This is a genomic window from Brevundimonas albigilva (assembly GCF_023573565.1).
GTDB classification, from domain to species: domain Bacteria; phylum Pseudomonadota; class Alphaproteobacteria; order Caulobacterales; family Caulobacteraceae; genus Brevundimonas; species Brevundimonas albigilva.
In genome coordinates this window covers 3,036,320-3,050,947 of the sequence record NZ_CP097649.1, presented here as the reverse complement: position 1 = coordinate 3,050,947, position 14,628 = coordinate 3,036,320, and the positions used below count along the sequence as shown (strand labels likewise).

11 protein-coding genes are annotated in these 14,628 nt (G+C 70.7%); 6 read left to right on the top strand and 5 right to left on the bottom strand.

What is annotated here, in order from left to right; genetic code table 11:
- Positions 1-126: 126 nt before the first annotated feature.
- On the bottom strand, positions 127-2,316 hold the full coding sequence (locus M8231_RS15225; protein ID WP_249749331.1) for a prolyl oligopeptidase family serine peptidase: 2,190 nt from the start codon (positions 2,314-2,316) through the stop codon (positions 127-129).
- A gap of 83 nt (positions 2,317-2,399) precedes the next feature.
- A complete protein-coding gene (locus M8231_RS15220; RefSeq protein WP_249749332.1) occupies positions 2,400-3,215 on the bottom strand; it encodes a potassium channel family protein in 816 nt (271 codons plus the stop codon).
- 148 nt (positions 3,216-3,363) lie between these two features.
- Between M8231_RS15220 and dapF the strand changes: the two genes are divergently transcribed.
- From dapF to M8231_RS15190, 6 genes are all read left to right on the top strand, one after another.
- A complete protein-coding gene (gene dapF / locus M8231_RS15215) occupies positions 3,364-4,197 on the top strand; it encodes a diaminopimelate epimerase (protein WP_250201873.1) in 834 nt (277 codons plus the stop codon).
- A complete protein-coding gene (gene mtaB, locus M8231_RS15210; RefSeq protein ID WP_431307111.1) occupies positions 4,194-5,447 on the top strand; it encodes a tRNA (N(6)-L-threonylcarbamoyladenosine(37)-C(2))-methylthiotransferase MtaB in 1,254 nt (417 codons plus the stop codon). Before dapF ends, mtaB begins: the two co-directional genes overlap by 4 nt.
- A 145-nt stretch (positions 5,448-5,592) precedes the next feature.
- Positions 5,593-7,932 (top strand): NADP-dependent malic enzyme, encoded by a 2,340-nt coding sequence (locus tag M8231_RS15205; protein WP_250201872.1) that lies wholly within the window; start codon positions 5,593-5,595, stop codon positions 7,930-7,932.
- 37 nt (positions 7,933-7,969) lie between these two features.
- Positions 7,970-8,842 (top strand): 16S rRNA (cytidine(1402)-2'-O)-methyltransferase, encoded by an 873-nt coding sequence (gene rsmI / locus M8231_RS15200; protein ID WP_250201871.1) that lies wholly within the window; start codon positions 7,970-7,972, stop codon positions 8,840-8,842.
- Positions 8,839-9,255: a YraN family protein gene (locus M8231_RS15195; protein WP_250201870.1), complete on the top strand. Its 417-nt coding sequence runs from the start codon at positions 8,839-8,841 to the stop codon at positions 9,253-9,255. Before rsmI ends, M8231_RS15195 begins: the two co-directional genes overlap by 4 nt.
- Before the next feature lie 19 nt (positions 9,256-9,274).
- Positions 9,275-10,090: a SirB1 family protein gene (locus M8231_RS15190; RefSeq protein WP_250201869.1), complete on the top strand. Its 816-nt coding sequence runs from the start codon at positions 9,275-9,277 to the stop codon at positions 10,088-10,090.
- A gap of 15 nt (positions 10,091-10,105) precedes the next feature.
- Here the strand turns inward: M8231_RS15190 and M8231_RS15185 are convergent, their stop codons facing one another.
- From M8231_RS15185 to M8231_RS15175, 3 genes are all read right to left on the bottom strand, one after another.
- Positions 10,106-10,903, bottom strand: coding sequence for an exodeoxyribonuclease III (locus M8231_RS15185; RefSeq protein ID WP_250201868.1), 798 nt, complete (start codon positions 10,901-10,903; stop codon positions 10,106-10,108).
- A gap of 236 nt (positions 10,904-11,139) precedes the next feature.
- Entirely contained in the window at positions 11,140-11,826 is a 687-nt protein-coding gene (locus M8231_RS15180) for a LolA family protein (protein WP_250201867.1), read from the bottom strand.
- A gap of 357 nt (positions 11,827-12,183) precedes the next feature.
- The gene (locus tag M8231_RS15175) at positions 12,184-14,589 is read right to left on the bottom strand and encodes an FtsK/SpoIIIE family DNA translocase (RefSeq protein WP_250201866.1); all 2,406 of its coding nucleotides are present in this window, start codon (positions 14,587-14,589) and stop codon (positions 12,184-12,186) included.
- Between the last annotated feature and the right edge of the window lie 39 nt (positions 14,590-14,628).

Sequence of the window (14,628 nt, the reverse complement as noted above, 5' to 3'; positions counted from 1 at the left end):
CGAAAACCGGGACCCAGATCTTTGGGCGTTCGGCGTCGCCCGTTCGCAGTGAACCCGATCCCAGCCGCCGATCCTCGCGAAAGAACTGGGTCCCGGCTTTCGCCGGGATGAGCGGATGCAAGAAGCCTATTCCTGCGCCGGCGTGTCCATCAGGCGGCGCGACAGATAGGTGTATTCCAGCGCGATCCGGCGGGCGGTCTCCTGCAGGTTGGCGCCGGCCGCGTGGCCGCCGTCGGTGTTCTCGTAGAACAGCACCGGATAGCCCAGTTCCTCAAGCCGCGCGGCGGCCTTCCTGGCATGGCCGGGATGGACGCGGTCGTCCTTGGTCGAGGTGTGGATGAAGACTTCCGGATAGGGCTGGCCCGCGCGCAGGTTCTGATAGGGCGAATAGCGCTCGATCCAGGCGCGCTGTTCGGGGATGTCCGGGTCGCCGTATTCGCCGATCCACGACGCGCCGGCCAGCAGCTTGTGGAAGCGCAACATGTCGAACAGCGGCACCTGGATGACGGCGGCGTTGATCAGGTCCGGGCGCTGGGTCAGCATCACCCCCATGAACAGCCCGCCCTGCGACCCGCCCATGATCCCCAGGTGCGGCTGGCTGGTGATGTCGCGGGCGATCAGGTCCAACGCCACGGCCTGGAAGTCCTCGTGCGCGCGCTGGCGGTTCTGCTGCAGCGCCGCCTCGTGCCAGCGGGGTCCGAACTCGCCGCCGCCGCGGGTGTTGGCGATGACATAGACGCCGCCCCGCTCCAGCCACAGCTTGCCGACCGTGGCCGAATAGCCGGGCAGCAGCGAGCTTTCGAAGCCGCCGTAGCCGTAGAGCAGCGTCGGGTTGGAGCCGTCCAGCGGCATGTCCGCCTTGTGCACCACGAAGTAGGGGATCATCGTTCCGTCGGCCGAGCGGGCCTCGTGCTGATCCACCGTCATGCCCGTGGCGTCGAACTTGGCCGGCATCGACTTGATCTGTTCGACGTCGCCCGTCGCGGCGTCCGCCAGCCACAGGCTGGACGGGTTCAGATAGCCGGTGACGCTGACGAAGACCCGGTCGTCGGTCTCCGAGGCCGAACCGACGCCGACCGACACGTTCTGCGGCAGGTCCAGGGTCGTGTGCGTCCATTCGGTCTGGCCGGGGCGATAGACGCGCACCGATCCGCGCACATTGTCATAGAGGGCCACGACCAGGGTGTGGCGGGTCGCGTTGACGCCTTCCACCGACTGACGCTCGGTCGGGCGCAGCACCAGCTGCGCCGGGGTCGCCGGATCGGCCAGCCAGGCGTCCAGCGGCCAGGCGATCAGGTCGCCGGTCTGGAAGGCCTGGCCCGACGGCGCGGTCCAGTCCTGCTTCAGCGACACCACCAGCCGGCCGTCGATCAGGCCGTTGATCTCCGACTTGGCCGGCAGGGCCAGCTGCACCAGCGAGCCGTCGTCCTTCGGCCGCCAGGTCTCGGACGAATAGAAGTCGACCGAGCGGTTGATCAGCACCGCCTTCACCGCGCCGTCGGCGTCACGCAGGGTGTAGCCGGACACGGCCACGTCGGTCGGCTGGCCGGTGAAGATGACCGGCGCCTGTTCCGGCGCCTGGCCGCGCTTCAGCAGCCGCACCGTCATCGGATAGCCGGAATCGGTCAGGGTGCCGGGGCCGAAGTCGCGCGAGATCAGCAGCGTGTCCCGGTCGATCCAGGCCGCCCCGCCCTTGGATTCCGGCAGGACGATCCCGCCCTCGACGAAGGCGCGCTCCACGGCGTCGAATTCGCGCAGCGTCGTGGCGTCCTTGCCGCCGTTCGACAGGCTGACCAGGCAGCGGCGTTCCTCGGGCGCCAGGCAGTTGACGCCCTTGTAGACCCAGTTGGCGTCCTCGGCCGCCGCCAGGGCGTCGATGTCCAGGATGGTGTCCCACTGGGGCGCGTCGGTGCGGAAGCTGTCGACCGTGGTCTGGCGCCAGACGCCGCGCACATGGTCCGCGTCCTGCCAGAAGTTGCTCAGCGTGCCGTCGCGGTTGAAGCCCACGCCCGGGATGCGGTCCTTGGCCTGGACGATGGCCAGGGCCTCCTGGTGCAGCGGCTCGTAGCGCGGGTCGCCCTGCAGCACGCCCAGGCTCTTCTCATTGTGTTCGCGCACCCATTCCATCGCGCGGGCGCCCTCGACGTCCTCCAGCCAGATATAGGGGTCGGTCGCCTCGCTGGTCGCAAAACCGGACGAAGCCGGCGCCGGGGCGGGGGCGGCGGAAGCGGAAGGGGCGGTCTGGGCCATGGCGACGGCGCTCAACGAACTGGAGGCGAGAAGGGCCGCGAGCGCGGCGGCGGACGAACGGATCATGGCGGGGTCCCCGAAAACGAAGGCGGCACCTTAACGGCGGCGGCCCGACCGGCAAGGCGCGCGGCCCGATCCTTACGGCTTTGTCATCTTCCGTCGTCGGGGATGCACAGCAGATTGCCGCAGGCCTTGCAGTGGACGGCGTCGGGGTCGTGCTTCTGAAGACCGCAACGGTCGCAGGGGAAGGCGACCTTGCTGGGCCGGATGAAGGCCTGGGCCAGGCGCAGGAACAGGGTGATGCCCACCAGCATGATGGCGATGGACAGCAGCCGCCCCCACGGCCCCGGCAGCGTCACGTCGCCGAAGCCGGTCGTGGTCAGGGTGGCCACGGTGAAATACAGCGCATCGACATAGCCGGCGATCCCGTCGTGCCCCCGGAAGGTCGCATAGACGAAGCCGGTCGCCACGAAGACGAAGGTCACCAGATTGGCCAGGGCGCGCGTGATCTCCTCGACGCGGGTATCGTCGAACCTGCGGCCCACGGTGCGCCAGAAGAAGTCCGAGTTCAGCAGGGTCCACAGCCGGAGCATCCGCAGGAAGCCCAGGTTGAACAGCCAGATGGGGAACAGCAGGGTCGCCAGGACGAACAGGTCCACCCAGACGATCGGCCGCTTCAGCCAATCCTTGATGTCGGACCAGGCGTAGGCCCGCGCGGCCAGGTCGATCGCCAGGACGGCGGCGATCAGATAGTCGATGACATAGAAGGCCCAGCCCATGTTCCTGAGGATCGGCGCGGCCAGGAAGAAGCCGATGATGGCCAGGTCGATGACGATGACCGTCAGCCGGAACCGCACCGCCGGCGGCTGGGAGCCCTGGTAGAGATAGCGCAGCCGGGCCCGCAGGCGCAGGCCCTCGTCACGGGGGGCGCCGTCTTGCTTCGGGGAGGCTTTGGTGGAGGGCAATTCGGTATCCGTTCGTCCCGGCCACGCCGGCGTCCGTTGGCGCGCGCCACTCAACCGTCTGACGCGCCGTCTGTCCAACGCTTCCGAACGATCGGTTCGAACAGGGCGGAGATTTCGCCGCGCGGCCAGGCGGCCTATATGGCCAGGCATGACCTCTCGTCCCTTCGTCAAGATGAACGGCGCCGGCAACGACTTCGTCGTGGTCGACGCCCTGGCGCGGCCGTTCACGCCTTCGGAGGACCAGGTGCGCGCCCTGGCCGACCGTGGGACCGGCGAGGGGTTCGACCAGCTGATCGCGATGGAGCCGTCGTCGACGGCCGACGCCTTCATGCGGGTGTGGAACGCCGACGGCGCGATGGTCCAGACCTGCGGCAACGCCCTGCGCTGCGTCGGCTGGCTGCTGATGGAGGCGAGCGGGTCCGACCGGGTGGTCATCGACACCGCCGCCGGCCCGACTGTCGCGACCCGGGCGGGCGACCATCGCGTGACCGTCGACATGGGCGAACCGCGCCTGGCCTGGGACCAGGTGCCGCTGGCCGAGGCGATGGACACGCGCGGGATCGAGCTTCAGGTCGGGCCGATCGACGCGCCGGTGCTGCACACGCCCGGCGCCGTGTCGATGGGCAATCCGCACGTGGTCTTCTTCACCGACCGCCAGGACGACGGCTTCGTCACGGGTTCGGGCTCGCTGGTCGAGCATCACCCGCTGTTCCCGGAAGGGGTCAACGTCGGCTTCGCCAAGGTGCTGGACCGGTCCCACATCCGTCTGCGGGTGTGGGAGCGGGGGGCGGGCCTGACCAAGGCGTGCGGCACCGGCGCCTGCGCCGCCCAGGTCGCGGCCGTGCGGCGCGGCCTGACCGAGCGCAAGGCGACCGTCGTCGTCGACGGCGGCGAACTGGTCATCGACTGGGACGCGGCGTCCGGCCACGTCTTCATGACCGGCCCGGTGGAGATCGAGCGCACCGGGACGCTGTCGGTTTGACGCTGGACGTCCTCACCTTCGGCTGCCGCCTGAACGCGGTCGAGAGCGAGGCCATGCGGGCGCGGGCCGAGGCGGATGGGCTTACGGACGCCGTCCTGGTCAACACCTGCGCCGTCACCGCCGAGGCCGTGCGCCAGGCCCGCCAGGCCATCCGCCGCGCGCGCAGGGAAAGGCCGGACGCGCCCATAATCGTCACCGGCTGCGCCGCCCAGACCGAGGCCCAGACCTTCGCCGCCATGCCCGAGGTGACGCGGGTTCTGGGCAACGCCTTGAAGACCGCGCCCGGCGCCTATCGCCTGTCGGGCCAGCGGCTGGCCGTCTCCGACATCTTCGCCGCCCCGGTCGAGCTGGCGACCGCGCGACCGCTGAAGGACCGGGTGCGGGCCCATGTCGCGGTCCAGACCGGCTGCGACCACCGCTGCACCTTCTGCGTCATCCCCTATGGCCGGGGAAACAGCCGCTCGGTCCCGGCCGGCGAGGTGGTGGCCCAGGTCCGCGCCCTGGTCGATCAGGGGGTGAAGGAAGTGGTGCTGACCGGCGTGGACCTGACCAGCTGGGGCGCCGACCTGCCGGGGGCGCCGCCGCTGGGGCGGCTGGTCCAGCGCATCCTGAAGCTGGTTCCCGACCTGGCGCGCCTGCGCCTGTCCTCGATCGACGCGGCCGAGATCGACGCCGCCCTGCTGGACGCCTTCGCCACGTCCGAACGGCTGATGCCCTATCTGCACCTGTCGCTCCAGCACGGCGACGACCTGATGCTGAAGCGGATGAAGCGGCGCCACCTGCGGGCGGACGCCCTGGCCCTGGTCGCGCGCGTCCGCGCCGTGCGGCCCGACGTCGCTTTCGGCGCCGACCTGATCGCCGGCTTCCCGACCGAGAGCGAGGCGGCCTTTTCCAACCTGCTGTCGCTGGTCGACGAGGCGGACCTGGCCTTCGTCCACACCTTTCCCTACAGCCCCCGCCCCGGCACGCCGGCCGCGCGGATGCCCCAGCTGCCCCCCCAGACGATCAAGGCCCGCGCGGCCGCCCTGCGCCAGACGGGCGACCGCGCCCTGGACCGGCATCTGCGCGCCCAGGTCGGACGCACGGTCCAGGCGCTGGTCGAGAACGGCGGCCAGGCCCGCGCGCCGGATCATTCGCCGATCGCCTTCGAGGGCGCGCCCGGCGCCCTGGCGAGACTGGTGCTGACCGGCGCGGAGGGCGCCCGGCTGACCGCGACGCCGGCCGTTGGCGGAAATCCGCACGCCGGCTGAGCCCCGGATCACCTTTTCCGCACAAGCGCGGACGTTTGCAGGCCGGCGCGGCGTCGTTCGGCCGTGCGCGGTTGTCCCGCTTCGTCCGTCGCTCTAGGAACGGAAGGATCAATCAGAAACGCCGCGCCGGAAACGCCCCGAAGCCATGCCCGACCAGACCGACAAACAGACGTTCTCCGACGAAGAGGCGCTGGACTTCCACCGCATCCCGACGCCGGGCAAGATCTCCATGGCCCCGACCAAGCCGATGGCGACCCAGCGCGACCTGTCGCTGGCCTATTCTCCGGGCGTGGCCGTTCCCGTGCGCGCCATCGCCGAAGACCCCGACCTGGCCTACGACTACACGTCCAAGGGAAACATGGTCGCCGTCATCTCGAACGGCACCGCCATCCTGGGCCTGGGCAACCTGGGCCACATGGCGTCCAAGCCGGTGATGGAGGGCAAGTCCGTCCTGTTCAAGCGCTTCGCCGACGTCGACAGCTTCGACGTGGAGGTGAAGACCACCGATCCGGACGAGTTCGTCACCGTCGTCAAGAACATCGGCGACACCTGGGGCGGCATCAACCTGGAGGACATCAAGTCCCCGGAATGCTTCGTCATCGAAAGCGAGCTGCAGGACCTGCTGGACATTCCGGTCTTCCACGACGACCAGCACGGCACGGCCATCATCTCGACCGCCGGCCTGATCAACGCCGTCCACATCGCCGGCAAGCAGATGGACCAGGTCAAGGTGGTGCTGTCCGGCGCCGGCGCGGCGGGCCTGTCGTCCATCGCCCTGATGAAGGCCGCCGGCGTCAGGCCCGAGAACACCGTGATCTGCGACCGCGACGGCGTGGTCTACAAGGGCCGCGAGCACGGCATGGACCAGTGGAAGGCCGCCCACGCCACCGACACGCCGTTCCGCACCATGGCCGAGGCCATGGTCGGCGCCGACGTGGTGCTGGGGCTCAGCGCGAAGGGCGCCATCACCAAGGAGATGGTGGCCTCCATGGCGCCCAATCCCATCATCTTCGCCATGGCCAACCCCGACCCGGAGATCACGCCCGAGGACGTCAAGTCGGTGCGCTCGGACGCCATCATCGCCACCGGCCGCTCCGACTACGTCAACCAGGTCAACAACGTCCTGGCCTTCCCCTATCTGTTCCGTGGCGCCCTGGACGTGCGCGCGCGCCGGGTGAACCACGAGATGAAGGTGGCCTGCGCCCAGGCCCTGGCGGCGCTGGCGCGCGAGGACGTGCCCGACGAGGTCGCCGCCGCCTATCGCGGCCGCAAGCTGAAGTTCGGCCCCGACTACATCATCCCGACCCCGTTCGACCCGCGCCTGATCTGGTACATCCCGCCCTTCATCGCCCAGGCGGCGATGGACACCGGCGTGGCGCGCCGGCCGATCGAGGACATGGACGCCTATCGCCACAGCCTGCGGTCGCGCGTCGATCCGTCGGCGGCCCTGATGCAGAAGATCACCTCGGCGGTGCGCGGCGGCCCGAACAAGCGCGTCGTCTTCGCCGAGGGCGAGGAGCCGGCCGTCATCCGCGCCGCCTGGGCCTTCAAGCAGGCCGAGCTGGGCACGCCGGTCCTGGTCGGCCGCGAGGATCTGATCCATCAGAACGCCGCCGAGGCGGGCCTGAACTTCGACGAACTGGGCATCGAGATCACCAACGCCCGGGTCTCCGGCTGCAACGCCGAATACACCGACTGGCTGTACGAAAAGCTGCAGCGCCGGGGCTATCTGCGTCGCGACGTGCAGCGGATGATCAACCAGGACCGCAACTATTTCGCCGCCACCCTGGTCGCCCAGGGCCGGGCCGACGCCATGGTCGCGGGCGTGACCCGCAACTTCAACATGGCGCTGAAGGAGGTCCAGCGCGTGCTGGACGTGGACGACACCCTGATCGGCCTGTCGATCCTGCTGGCCAAGGGCCGCACCCTGTTCGTCGCCGACACCTCGATCCACGAACTGCCCGACGCCCGGGAGCTGGCCGAAATCGCCATCAAGGCCGCCGACACCGTGCGCCGCCTGGGCCGCAATCCGCGCGTCGGCTTCCTCAGCTACTCGACGTTCGGCAACCCGCCCGGCGACCGGGGCGAGAAGGTGCGCGAGGCCATCCGCATCCTGGACCGGAAGGGCGTCGACTTCGAATACGAGGGCGAGATGCCGCCCGAGGTGGCGCTGGACCCGCACGGGCACCCGGCCTACGCCTTCAACCGCCTGAGCAAGCCGGCCAACACCCTGGTCATGCCCGCCATCCATTCGGCCGCCATCTCGACCAAGCTGGTCCAGGCGCTGGGCGGCGCGACCCTGATCGGGCCGCTGCTGGTGGGTCTGGAGAAGCCGGTGCAGATCGTGTCGCTGGGGGCCTCGGTCAACGAGATCCTGACCGGCGCCACCTTCGCCGCCTACGACGCCGGCCCGGCCTTCCAGGGCACCGGCCTGACCTCGGCGCCGCCGCCGCCGGCCGCCCTGGCCGAGCGGGACGCGGACTGAGCTTGAACCGGACCTCCGCGGCGAGCAGGCTGGGCGCATGAGCGACGCCGCGCCCTTCCCGCCCGCCGCCCCGCCGCCCCGGCGGGTCGAGCCGGGGCTGTATCTGGTCGCCACCCCGATCGGGAACCTGCGCGACATGACGCTGAGGGCGCTGGACGTGCTGGCGGCGGCGGACCTGGTGCTGGCCGAGGACACGCGCGTCACCGCCAAGCTGCTGTCGGCCTATGGGCTGAAGGCCAGGCTGGAGCGCTGCGACGACCACGCTTCGGCCCGCGCGGCGGAGCAGGCGGTCGAGCGTCTGCGCGAGGGGCAGGTGGTGGCCCTGGTGTCCGACGCGGGCACGCCGCTGGTCAGCGATCCGGGCTTCGTCGTCGCCCGGGCGGTGATCGCCGAGGGCCTGCCGGTCCATCCCGTGCCCGGCCCGTCCAGCCTGCTGGCCGCCCTGTGCGTCGCCGGCCTGCCCGCCGACCGGGTGCTGTTCGCCGGCTTCCTGCCGCCCAGGACCGCCGGCCGCCGCGCCGCGCTGGAAGAGATGAAGGGCCCGCGCCAGACCCTGGTCTTCTTCGAGAGCGGCCCGCGGCTGAAGGACAGCCTGGCCGACATGGCCGCCGTGCTGGGGCCGCGCCCGGCCGCCGTCGCGCGCGAGCTGACCAAGCTCTACGAGGAGTGCGTGCGCGGCCCGCTGGACCAGCTGGCCGTCGACCCTCGCCTGGATGCGCCCAAGGGCGAGATCGTCGTCGTCGTCGGGCCGGGCGAGGCCGAACAGGCGTCCGAGGCCGAGGCCGACGCCGCCCTGGCCGAGGCCCTGACCCGGCTTTCGACCGGAGAGGCCGCCTCCGAGGTCGCCAAGGCGCTGGGGCTGAACCGAAAGGCCCTCTACCGCCGGGCCCTGGAGCTGCAGGGGAAATGACCCAGCGCCTGCCCCGCCCCGCGCCGATCCGTCGCCCCAAGGCGGCGTGGCGCCAGGCCAGGGGCGGGGCCGCCTTCCGCGACGGCCATGCGGCCGAATGGATCGCGGCGGTCTGGCTGATGGCCAAGGGCTACCAGATCCTGGGTTTTCGCCTGAAGGGGCGAGGCGGCGAGATCGACCTTCTGGCCCGGCGCGGACGGGTGCTGGCGGTGGTGGAGGTCAAGCGGCGCGCCACGCTGGACGCCGCCGTCCTGTCGCTGAAGCCGGCCCAGTTCGAGCGGCTGCGGGCGGCCGGCGAGGCCGTGCGCCGCAATCGCCCGGCGCTGCAACCGCTTGAATTGAGAATTGATATGGTGGCGCTGGCCCCAGGCCGCTTTCCGCGTCATCTTCGCGGCGTCGAACGCGGCGGCTGAAAGGGAGCATCGAGGGCGGATGACCCGCGACGAGGCCGAGTCCATCCTGACGACGGCGGGCGAGGCCGGCGACGCGGACTTCCCCCTGCTCGAGGCCGCCATCGCCTGCGCCATTCACGACTATCCGTTCCGCGACCCCGAGCCGGTCCGCACCCTGGCGCGCAACGCCTGCGAGCGTCTGGCCGAACGGATCGGCGGCGAAGGCCCCGACGACGCCCTGGCCGAGACGATGGCCGCCGACCTGCGGCTGAACGGCGACCTGCTGCACTACGACCATCCGTCGAACACCGACATCATCGACGTGGCCGAGCGGCGGCGCGGCCTGCCGGCGGCCCTGGCGGTCTTCTACCTCCACGCGGCCAAGGCGGCCGGGCTTCAGGCGGCGGGGGTCGACTTTCCCGGACACTTCATGGTGCGGGTCGAGACGAGCGAGGGACCGGTGGCCCTGGACCCGTTCAGCCAGGGCCGGCTGGTCCTGCCCAGCGAACTGACGCGGCGCGCGCTCAGGGCGGGGCTGACGCCGCACGTGGCCGACCGGCTGGACCTGCTGATGGCGCCCGTGACGGACCGGCAGTCGCTGATCCGGCTGCAGAACGTCCTGTTCAGCCGCGCCATCCGGGCCCAGGACTACGACGGGGCCGAACGCTCGGCCCTGCGCCGGGCGCTGCTGGACCCCGGCGACCACCGGCCGTGGCTGGACGTGGCCTCGGCGCGGGAGAAACAGGGCGCCCTGGCCGGAGCGATGGAGGCCCTGTCGCGCGCACGCGGCCTGGACGGCGTCGAGGAGGCCCGCCGGTCCACGACCTTCGAGCGGGTCAGGATGCGCCTGAACTGAGCCGGCCGGCGGCCGTCAGACGTCCAGGTCGACCGTGACCGGGGCGTGATCGCTGGGCCGCTCCCATTCGCGCACGTCGTCGTGGATGCGGGCCGTGTCCTTGACCACCGCCGGCGTCAGGCCGGGCGAGGTCCAGATGTGGTCCAGGCGCAGGCCGCGGTTCGACTTCCTGAAGTCGGCGGCGCGATAGCTCCACCATGAGGCCAGCTTCTGCGGCTCGGGGAACCGGTCGCGCAGAACGTCGGCGAAGCCTCCGGCGTCCTGCAGACGGTTCAGCGTCTCGACCTCGATCGGGGTGTGGCTGACGATCTTGGACATGTAGCGGTGGTTCCACACGTCGTTCTCGCCGGGCGCGATGTTGAAGTCCCCGGCCAGAACCAGGGGCGCGTGGCGGTCGCGCTTGGCGATCTCGGCGGTCAGCCGCTGGTAGAAGTCCATCTTGTGATCGAACTTGGGGTTCAGCGCGCGGTCGGGCACGTCGCCCCCGGCCGGGATGTAGAAGTTCTGGATGTCGACGCCGGCCACCCGCGCGGAAACGCAGCGCGCGTGGCCCAGCTTGCACACCTCCAGCGTGGTGTTGTCGGCGATGGGCAGGCGGCTGGCGATGGCCACGCCGTGCCAGCCCTTCTGGCCCGCGACCCTGAGGTGCGGCAGGCCCATCTCCTCGAAGGCGGCGCGGGGAAACTGGTCCGTGGTGCATTTGATTTCCTGCAGCAGCAGGACGTCGGGCGCGCGCTCCTGCACGAACCGGGCGACCTGGTCGATGCGCAGGCGGACGGAGTTGATGTTCCATGTGGCGAGGCGAAGGGTCATGCCCTGCGAATAGCAGGCCCGACGCCGGATTCAGCCCATAAAAAAGGCCCGGCCGCAAAGGGCCGGGCTCGGGAAGGTTTCGTCTCTCTCGCCGCCGGGAGGGGGATGACATCCGTGGCGGTCGGACGGCCGCCGCCGTCCTGTGCTTAAAGTGTCACGCCGAAGAGAAAAGGTCAAATTGTCATATTTGACTATTGCCTGTGATTCTCCGGACACGGACCGATAACGGCGATTCGTCAGTTGCGGCCCGGCCGGCGGGTCGGATCGCGCAGCTGGAACAGGCTGGAGGCTAGGCCCGAGGCCGGTTGCAGCGAGGTCAGCTGGGTGCGGGTCCGCGACCCCTGGGCGTCGGTGATGGTCCATTCGTGCAGACGCATCGGATCGCCGGCGAAGGCCAGGATGACCTGGCCGTCGTTGGGGCGGCCCGAGTCGCGCGCGGTGATGGCGAAGGCGCCGGAATCCATGCGCGTCACGCGGTCGATCCGCACGCCCTGATCCAGCCGGACCTCGCGCGCCAGGAACGTCGACAGGGGGGTGCGCCCCAGCGGGACCTGCTGGAAGTTGTTCAGGCGCGGGTCGTAGCGCTTGACGTTGTAGCCGTCGGACACGACCAGCAGGCCGGCCGGGTCGGTGTATTCGAACCGCATCTTGCCCGGCCGCTGCAGATAGAAGCGGCCCTGGCGACGCTGTCCGTTCGGGCCGGTCTCGACGAAGGTCCCCTGCGCCGAGGTCAGACCCTGCAGATAGGCCTGGGCGCGCTGCACCACCTGGCGGTCGGCCGCGGACAGGTTCGACTGGGCCTGCGCCGGCGCGGCCAAGCCGCCCAGGACGGCGGCGCCGCTCAGAAGGCCGGCGCCCAGCAGAAGCTGGCGGCGCTGGAGGTCGGCGGGGGCGGGCGCGAGGGCGCGGACGCGTGCGGTCATGTCAGTCGTCTCCCGTTCGGGATGGTTGTCGATCCTGCCGTCTTGCCCGGCCGGCTTGGCGTCGGAATGACGCGAGCCTGACCATATTCCGGCGCTCCGATGAAGCCCTGTTCATCGAAATGCTGAAGCTTGGGAGGACAGCGGGGTGGAGAACGGACCGGAGCGAGGAGGGTTGCGCACGAACTTCTCCCTCCCCGTTCCGGGGAGGGTGGCCGAGCGAAGCGAGGACGGGTGGGGGCGACCGGGCGATGCATAGCCGACATCAAGCGTCTGAGGAATGCAGCTTCGCCTTGCCGCCCCCACCCCGTCGCTACGCGACGACCCTCCCCCGCAGGGGGAGGGAGAGGGCCCGGCGCCTCACGCCATCGGCGGCGGGCCGGCCAGGACGTCGCGCTTGCCGGCGTGGTTGGCGGGGCTGACCACGCCTTCCTGCTCCATCCGTTCGATCAGGGTGGCGGCGCGGTTGTAGCCGATCTGGAGGCGGCGCTGGACGTAGGAGGTCGAGGCCTTGCGATCGCGCGTCACCACCGCCACGGCGCGGTCGTAGAGGTCGTCGCCGGACCCGCCGTTCCCGCCCTCGTCGAAGCCGCCGTCCCCGTCGCCGTCCGGCTCGTCGGTGATCAGGTCCAGATAGTCGGGCTCGGCCTGGGCCTTCAGATGCTTGCAGACGTCCTCGACCTCCTTGTCGTCGACGAAGGGGCCGTGCAGGCGGGTGATGCGGCCGCCGCCGGCCATGTAGAGCATATCGCCCTGGCCCAGCAGCTGCTCGCCGCCCTGTTCGCCCAGGATGGTGCGGCTGTCGATCTTGGAGGTGACCTGGAAAGATATCCGGGTCGGGAAGTTGGCCTTGATGGTGCCGGTGATGACGTCGACCGACGGGCGCTGGGTGGCCATGATCAGGTGGATGCCGGCGGCGCGCGCCATCTGGGCCAGGCGCTGGACGGCGCCTTCCACGTCCTTGCCGGCGACCAGCATCAGGTCGGCCATCTCGTCCATGACCACGACCAGATAGGGCATGGGCTCGGGGCGGATCTTCTCGGACTCATAGACCGGGCGGCCCTGCTCGTCGAAGCCGGTCTGGACCGTGCGTTCGAAATGCTCGCCCTTCGCCTGGGCCTCGCGGGCGCGCTCATTGTAGCTGGCGACGTTTCTCACCCCCAGCTTGGACATGCGGCGATAGCGGTCCTCCATCTCGCGCACCGTCCATTTCAGCGCGACCACCGCCTTCTTCGGATCGGTGACGACGGGCGCCAGCAGGTGCGGGATGCCGTCATAGACCGACAGCTCCAGCATCTTGGGGTCGATCATGATGAAGCGGCATTCGGCCGGGCTGTGGCGATACAGGATCGACAGGATCATGGCGTTGACCCCCACCGACTTGCCCGATCCGGTGGTGCCCGCGATCAGCAGGTGCGGCATCCGCGCCAGGTCGGCGACATAGGGCTCGCCGCCGATGGTCTCGCCCAGCGCCAGGGGCAGCAGGTGGCCCTTCTTGTCGTATTCGGCGCTGGCCAGCAGGTCGCGCAGATAGACGGTCTCGCGCTTGGCGTTGGGCAGTTCGATGCCGATGGCGTTCCTGCCCTGGACCACCGAGATGCGGCAGGCGCGGGCGGACATGGAGCGGGCGATGTCGTCCGCCAGGGCCACGACGCGGCCGTGCTTCACGCCGGGCGCCGGGACCAGTTCGTACAGGGTGACGACGGGGCCGGGGCGGATCTGGTCGATCACGCCGCGCACGCCGAACTCCTGCAGCACGCCCTCCAGCATCTTGGCGTTCTGCTTCAGCGATTCCTCGTCGACCGAGGCGACGCGCTGGCTGGGCTTGGTCAGGATGCCCAGCGGCGGCAGGTCGAAGGCGCCTTCCGGACGCACGAAGTCGAAGGCCTGCTGATCGACGTCCACGTCCTTGCGGGCCTTGGGCGCCTTGACCGCGGCGACGCGCGGCTCCTCGGGCCGGCCCGGGGCGCGCGTCGGCGGCGGCGGCGGGGCGGGCTCATCTTCCCACGGCGGCAGGTCGTCATAGGCGGTTTGCGGGCCCTCGTCCGAAGCGGGCGCGTCTTCGGGCGGCGCGGCGACGCGCGGCTCGGGTTGCGGACGGGCCGCCTTGGCGCGCGGGGCCTTGGCGGGGGGCGGCGCGGCGGGGGCGCGCAGCGAACGCCCCCAGTTCAGGGCGTCGAGAAAGTCGGCGGCCCTCAGGCCGATGGCGAAACCGGTCGCCCACAGCCCCCCGGCCAGAAAGACCAGGCCGGCGATGATCCGGGCGCCCGGAATTCTCAGGGCCCCCAGTCCCTGCGCCGCCAGACCGGTCACGGCGTCGCCCCACAGACCGCCCAGCCCCGCCGCCAGCGGCCAGGCCGCCGGCGCGGCCAGGGCCGCCAGGGCCGCCGACAGCAGCAGCACCCCGCCGGTCGCGGCCAGCGCCTTCAGCGGCGTCGGCTTTAACCGCTGCTGGAGCACATCGCCGATCGCCCGGGCCAGGCCGAAGGCGACCAGCAGCAGGGCGGCGGGCCAGGCCGCCAGCCCCAGCGACTGCATGAACAGGTCGGCGAACAGCGCGCCGTTCGCGCCCAGCCAGTTGGTGGTCGGCAGGCTGGAGGCCGCGTTCAGGCTGGCGTCCGCCGGGTTCCAGGACACCAGGGCGACCAGCAGCAGGGTCGCCAGCAAGGCCTGCAGCACGCCCCGGAACCGCACCACGAACGGCGCGTCCCACAGGATGCGGGCGCTGATCCAGGCCTGGCGGCCGACGGCGAGAGCGGTGGACATGGGAAGGGCGGACCCTGGCGGCGAAGGACGGTCCCGCCC

Bases quoted from the DNA above. Each gene is read 5' to 3' on its own strand.
- M8231_RS15205 (WP_250201872.1), top strand. From the start codon at position 5,593: ATGCCCGACCAGACCGACAAACAGACGTTCTCCGACGAAGAGGCGCTG.
- M8231_RS15190 (WP_250201869.1), top strand. From the start codon at position 9,275: ATGACCCGCGACGAGGCCGAGTCCATCCTGACGACGGCGGGCGAGGCC.
- M8231_RS15180 (WP_250201867.1), bottom strand. From the start codon at position 11,826: ATGACCGCACGCGTCCGCGCCCTCGCGCCCGCCCCCGCCGACCTCCAG.
- M8231_RS15175 (WP_250201866.1), bottom strand. From the start codon at position 14,589: ATGTCCACCGCTCTCGCCGTCGGCCGCCAGGCCTGGATCAGCGCCCGC.
- M8231_RS15225 (WP_249749331.1), bottom strand. From the start codon at position 2,316: ATGATCCGTTCGTCCGCCGCCGCGCTCGCGGCCCTTCTCGCCTCCAGT.
- dapF (WP_250201873.1), top strand. From the start codon at position 3,364: ATGACCTCTCGTCCCTTCGTCAAGATGAACGGCGCCGGCAACGACTTC.
- rsmI (WP_250201871.1), top strand. From the start codon at position 7,970: ATGAGCGACGCCGCGCCCTTCCCGCCCGCCGCCCCGCCGCCCCGGCGG.
- M8231_RS15195 (WP_250201870.1), top strand. From the start codon at position 8,839: ATGACCCAGCGCCTGCCCCGCCCCGCGCCGATCCGTCGCCCCAAGGCG.
- M8231_RS15185 (WP_250201868.1), bottom strand. From the start codon at position 10,903: ATGACCCTTCGCCTCGCCACATGGAACATCAACTCCGTCCGCCTGCGC.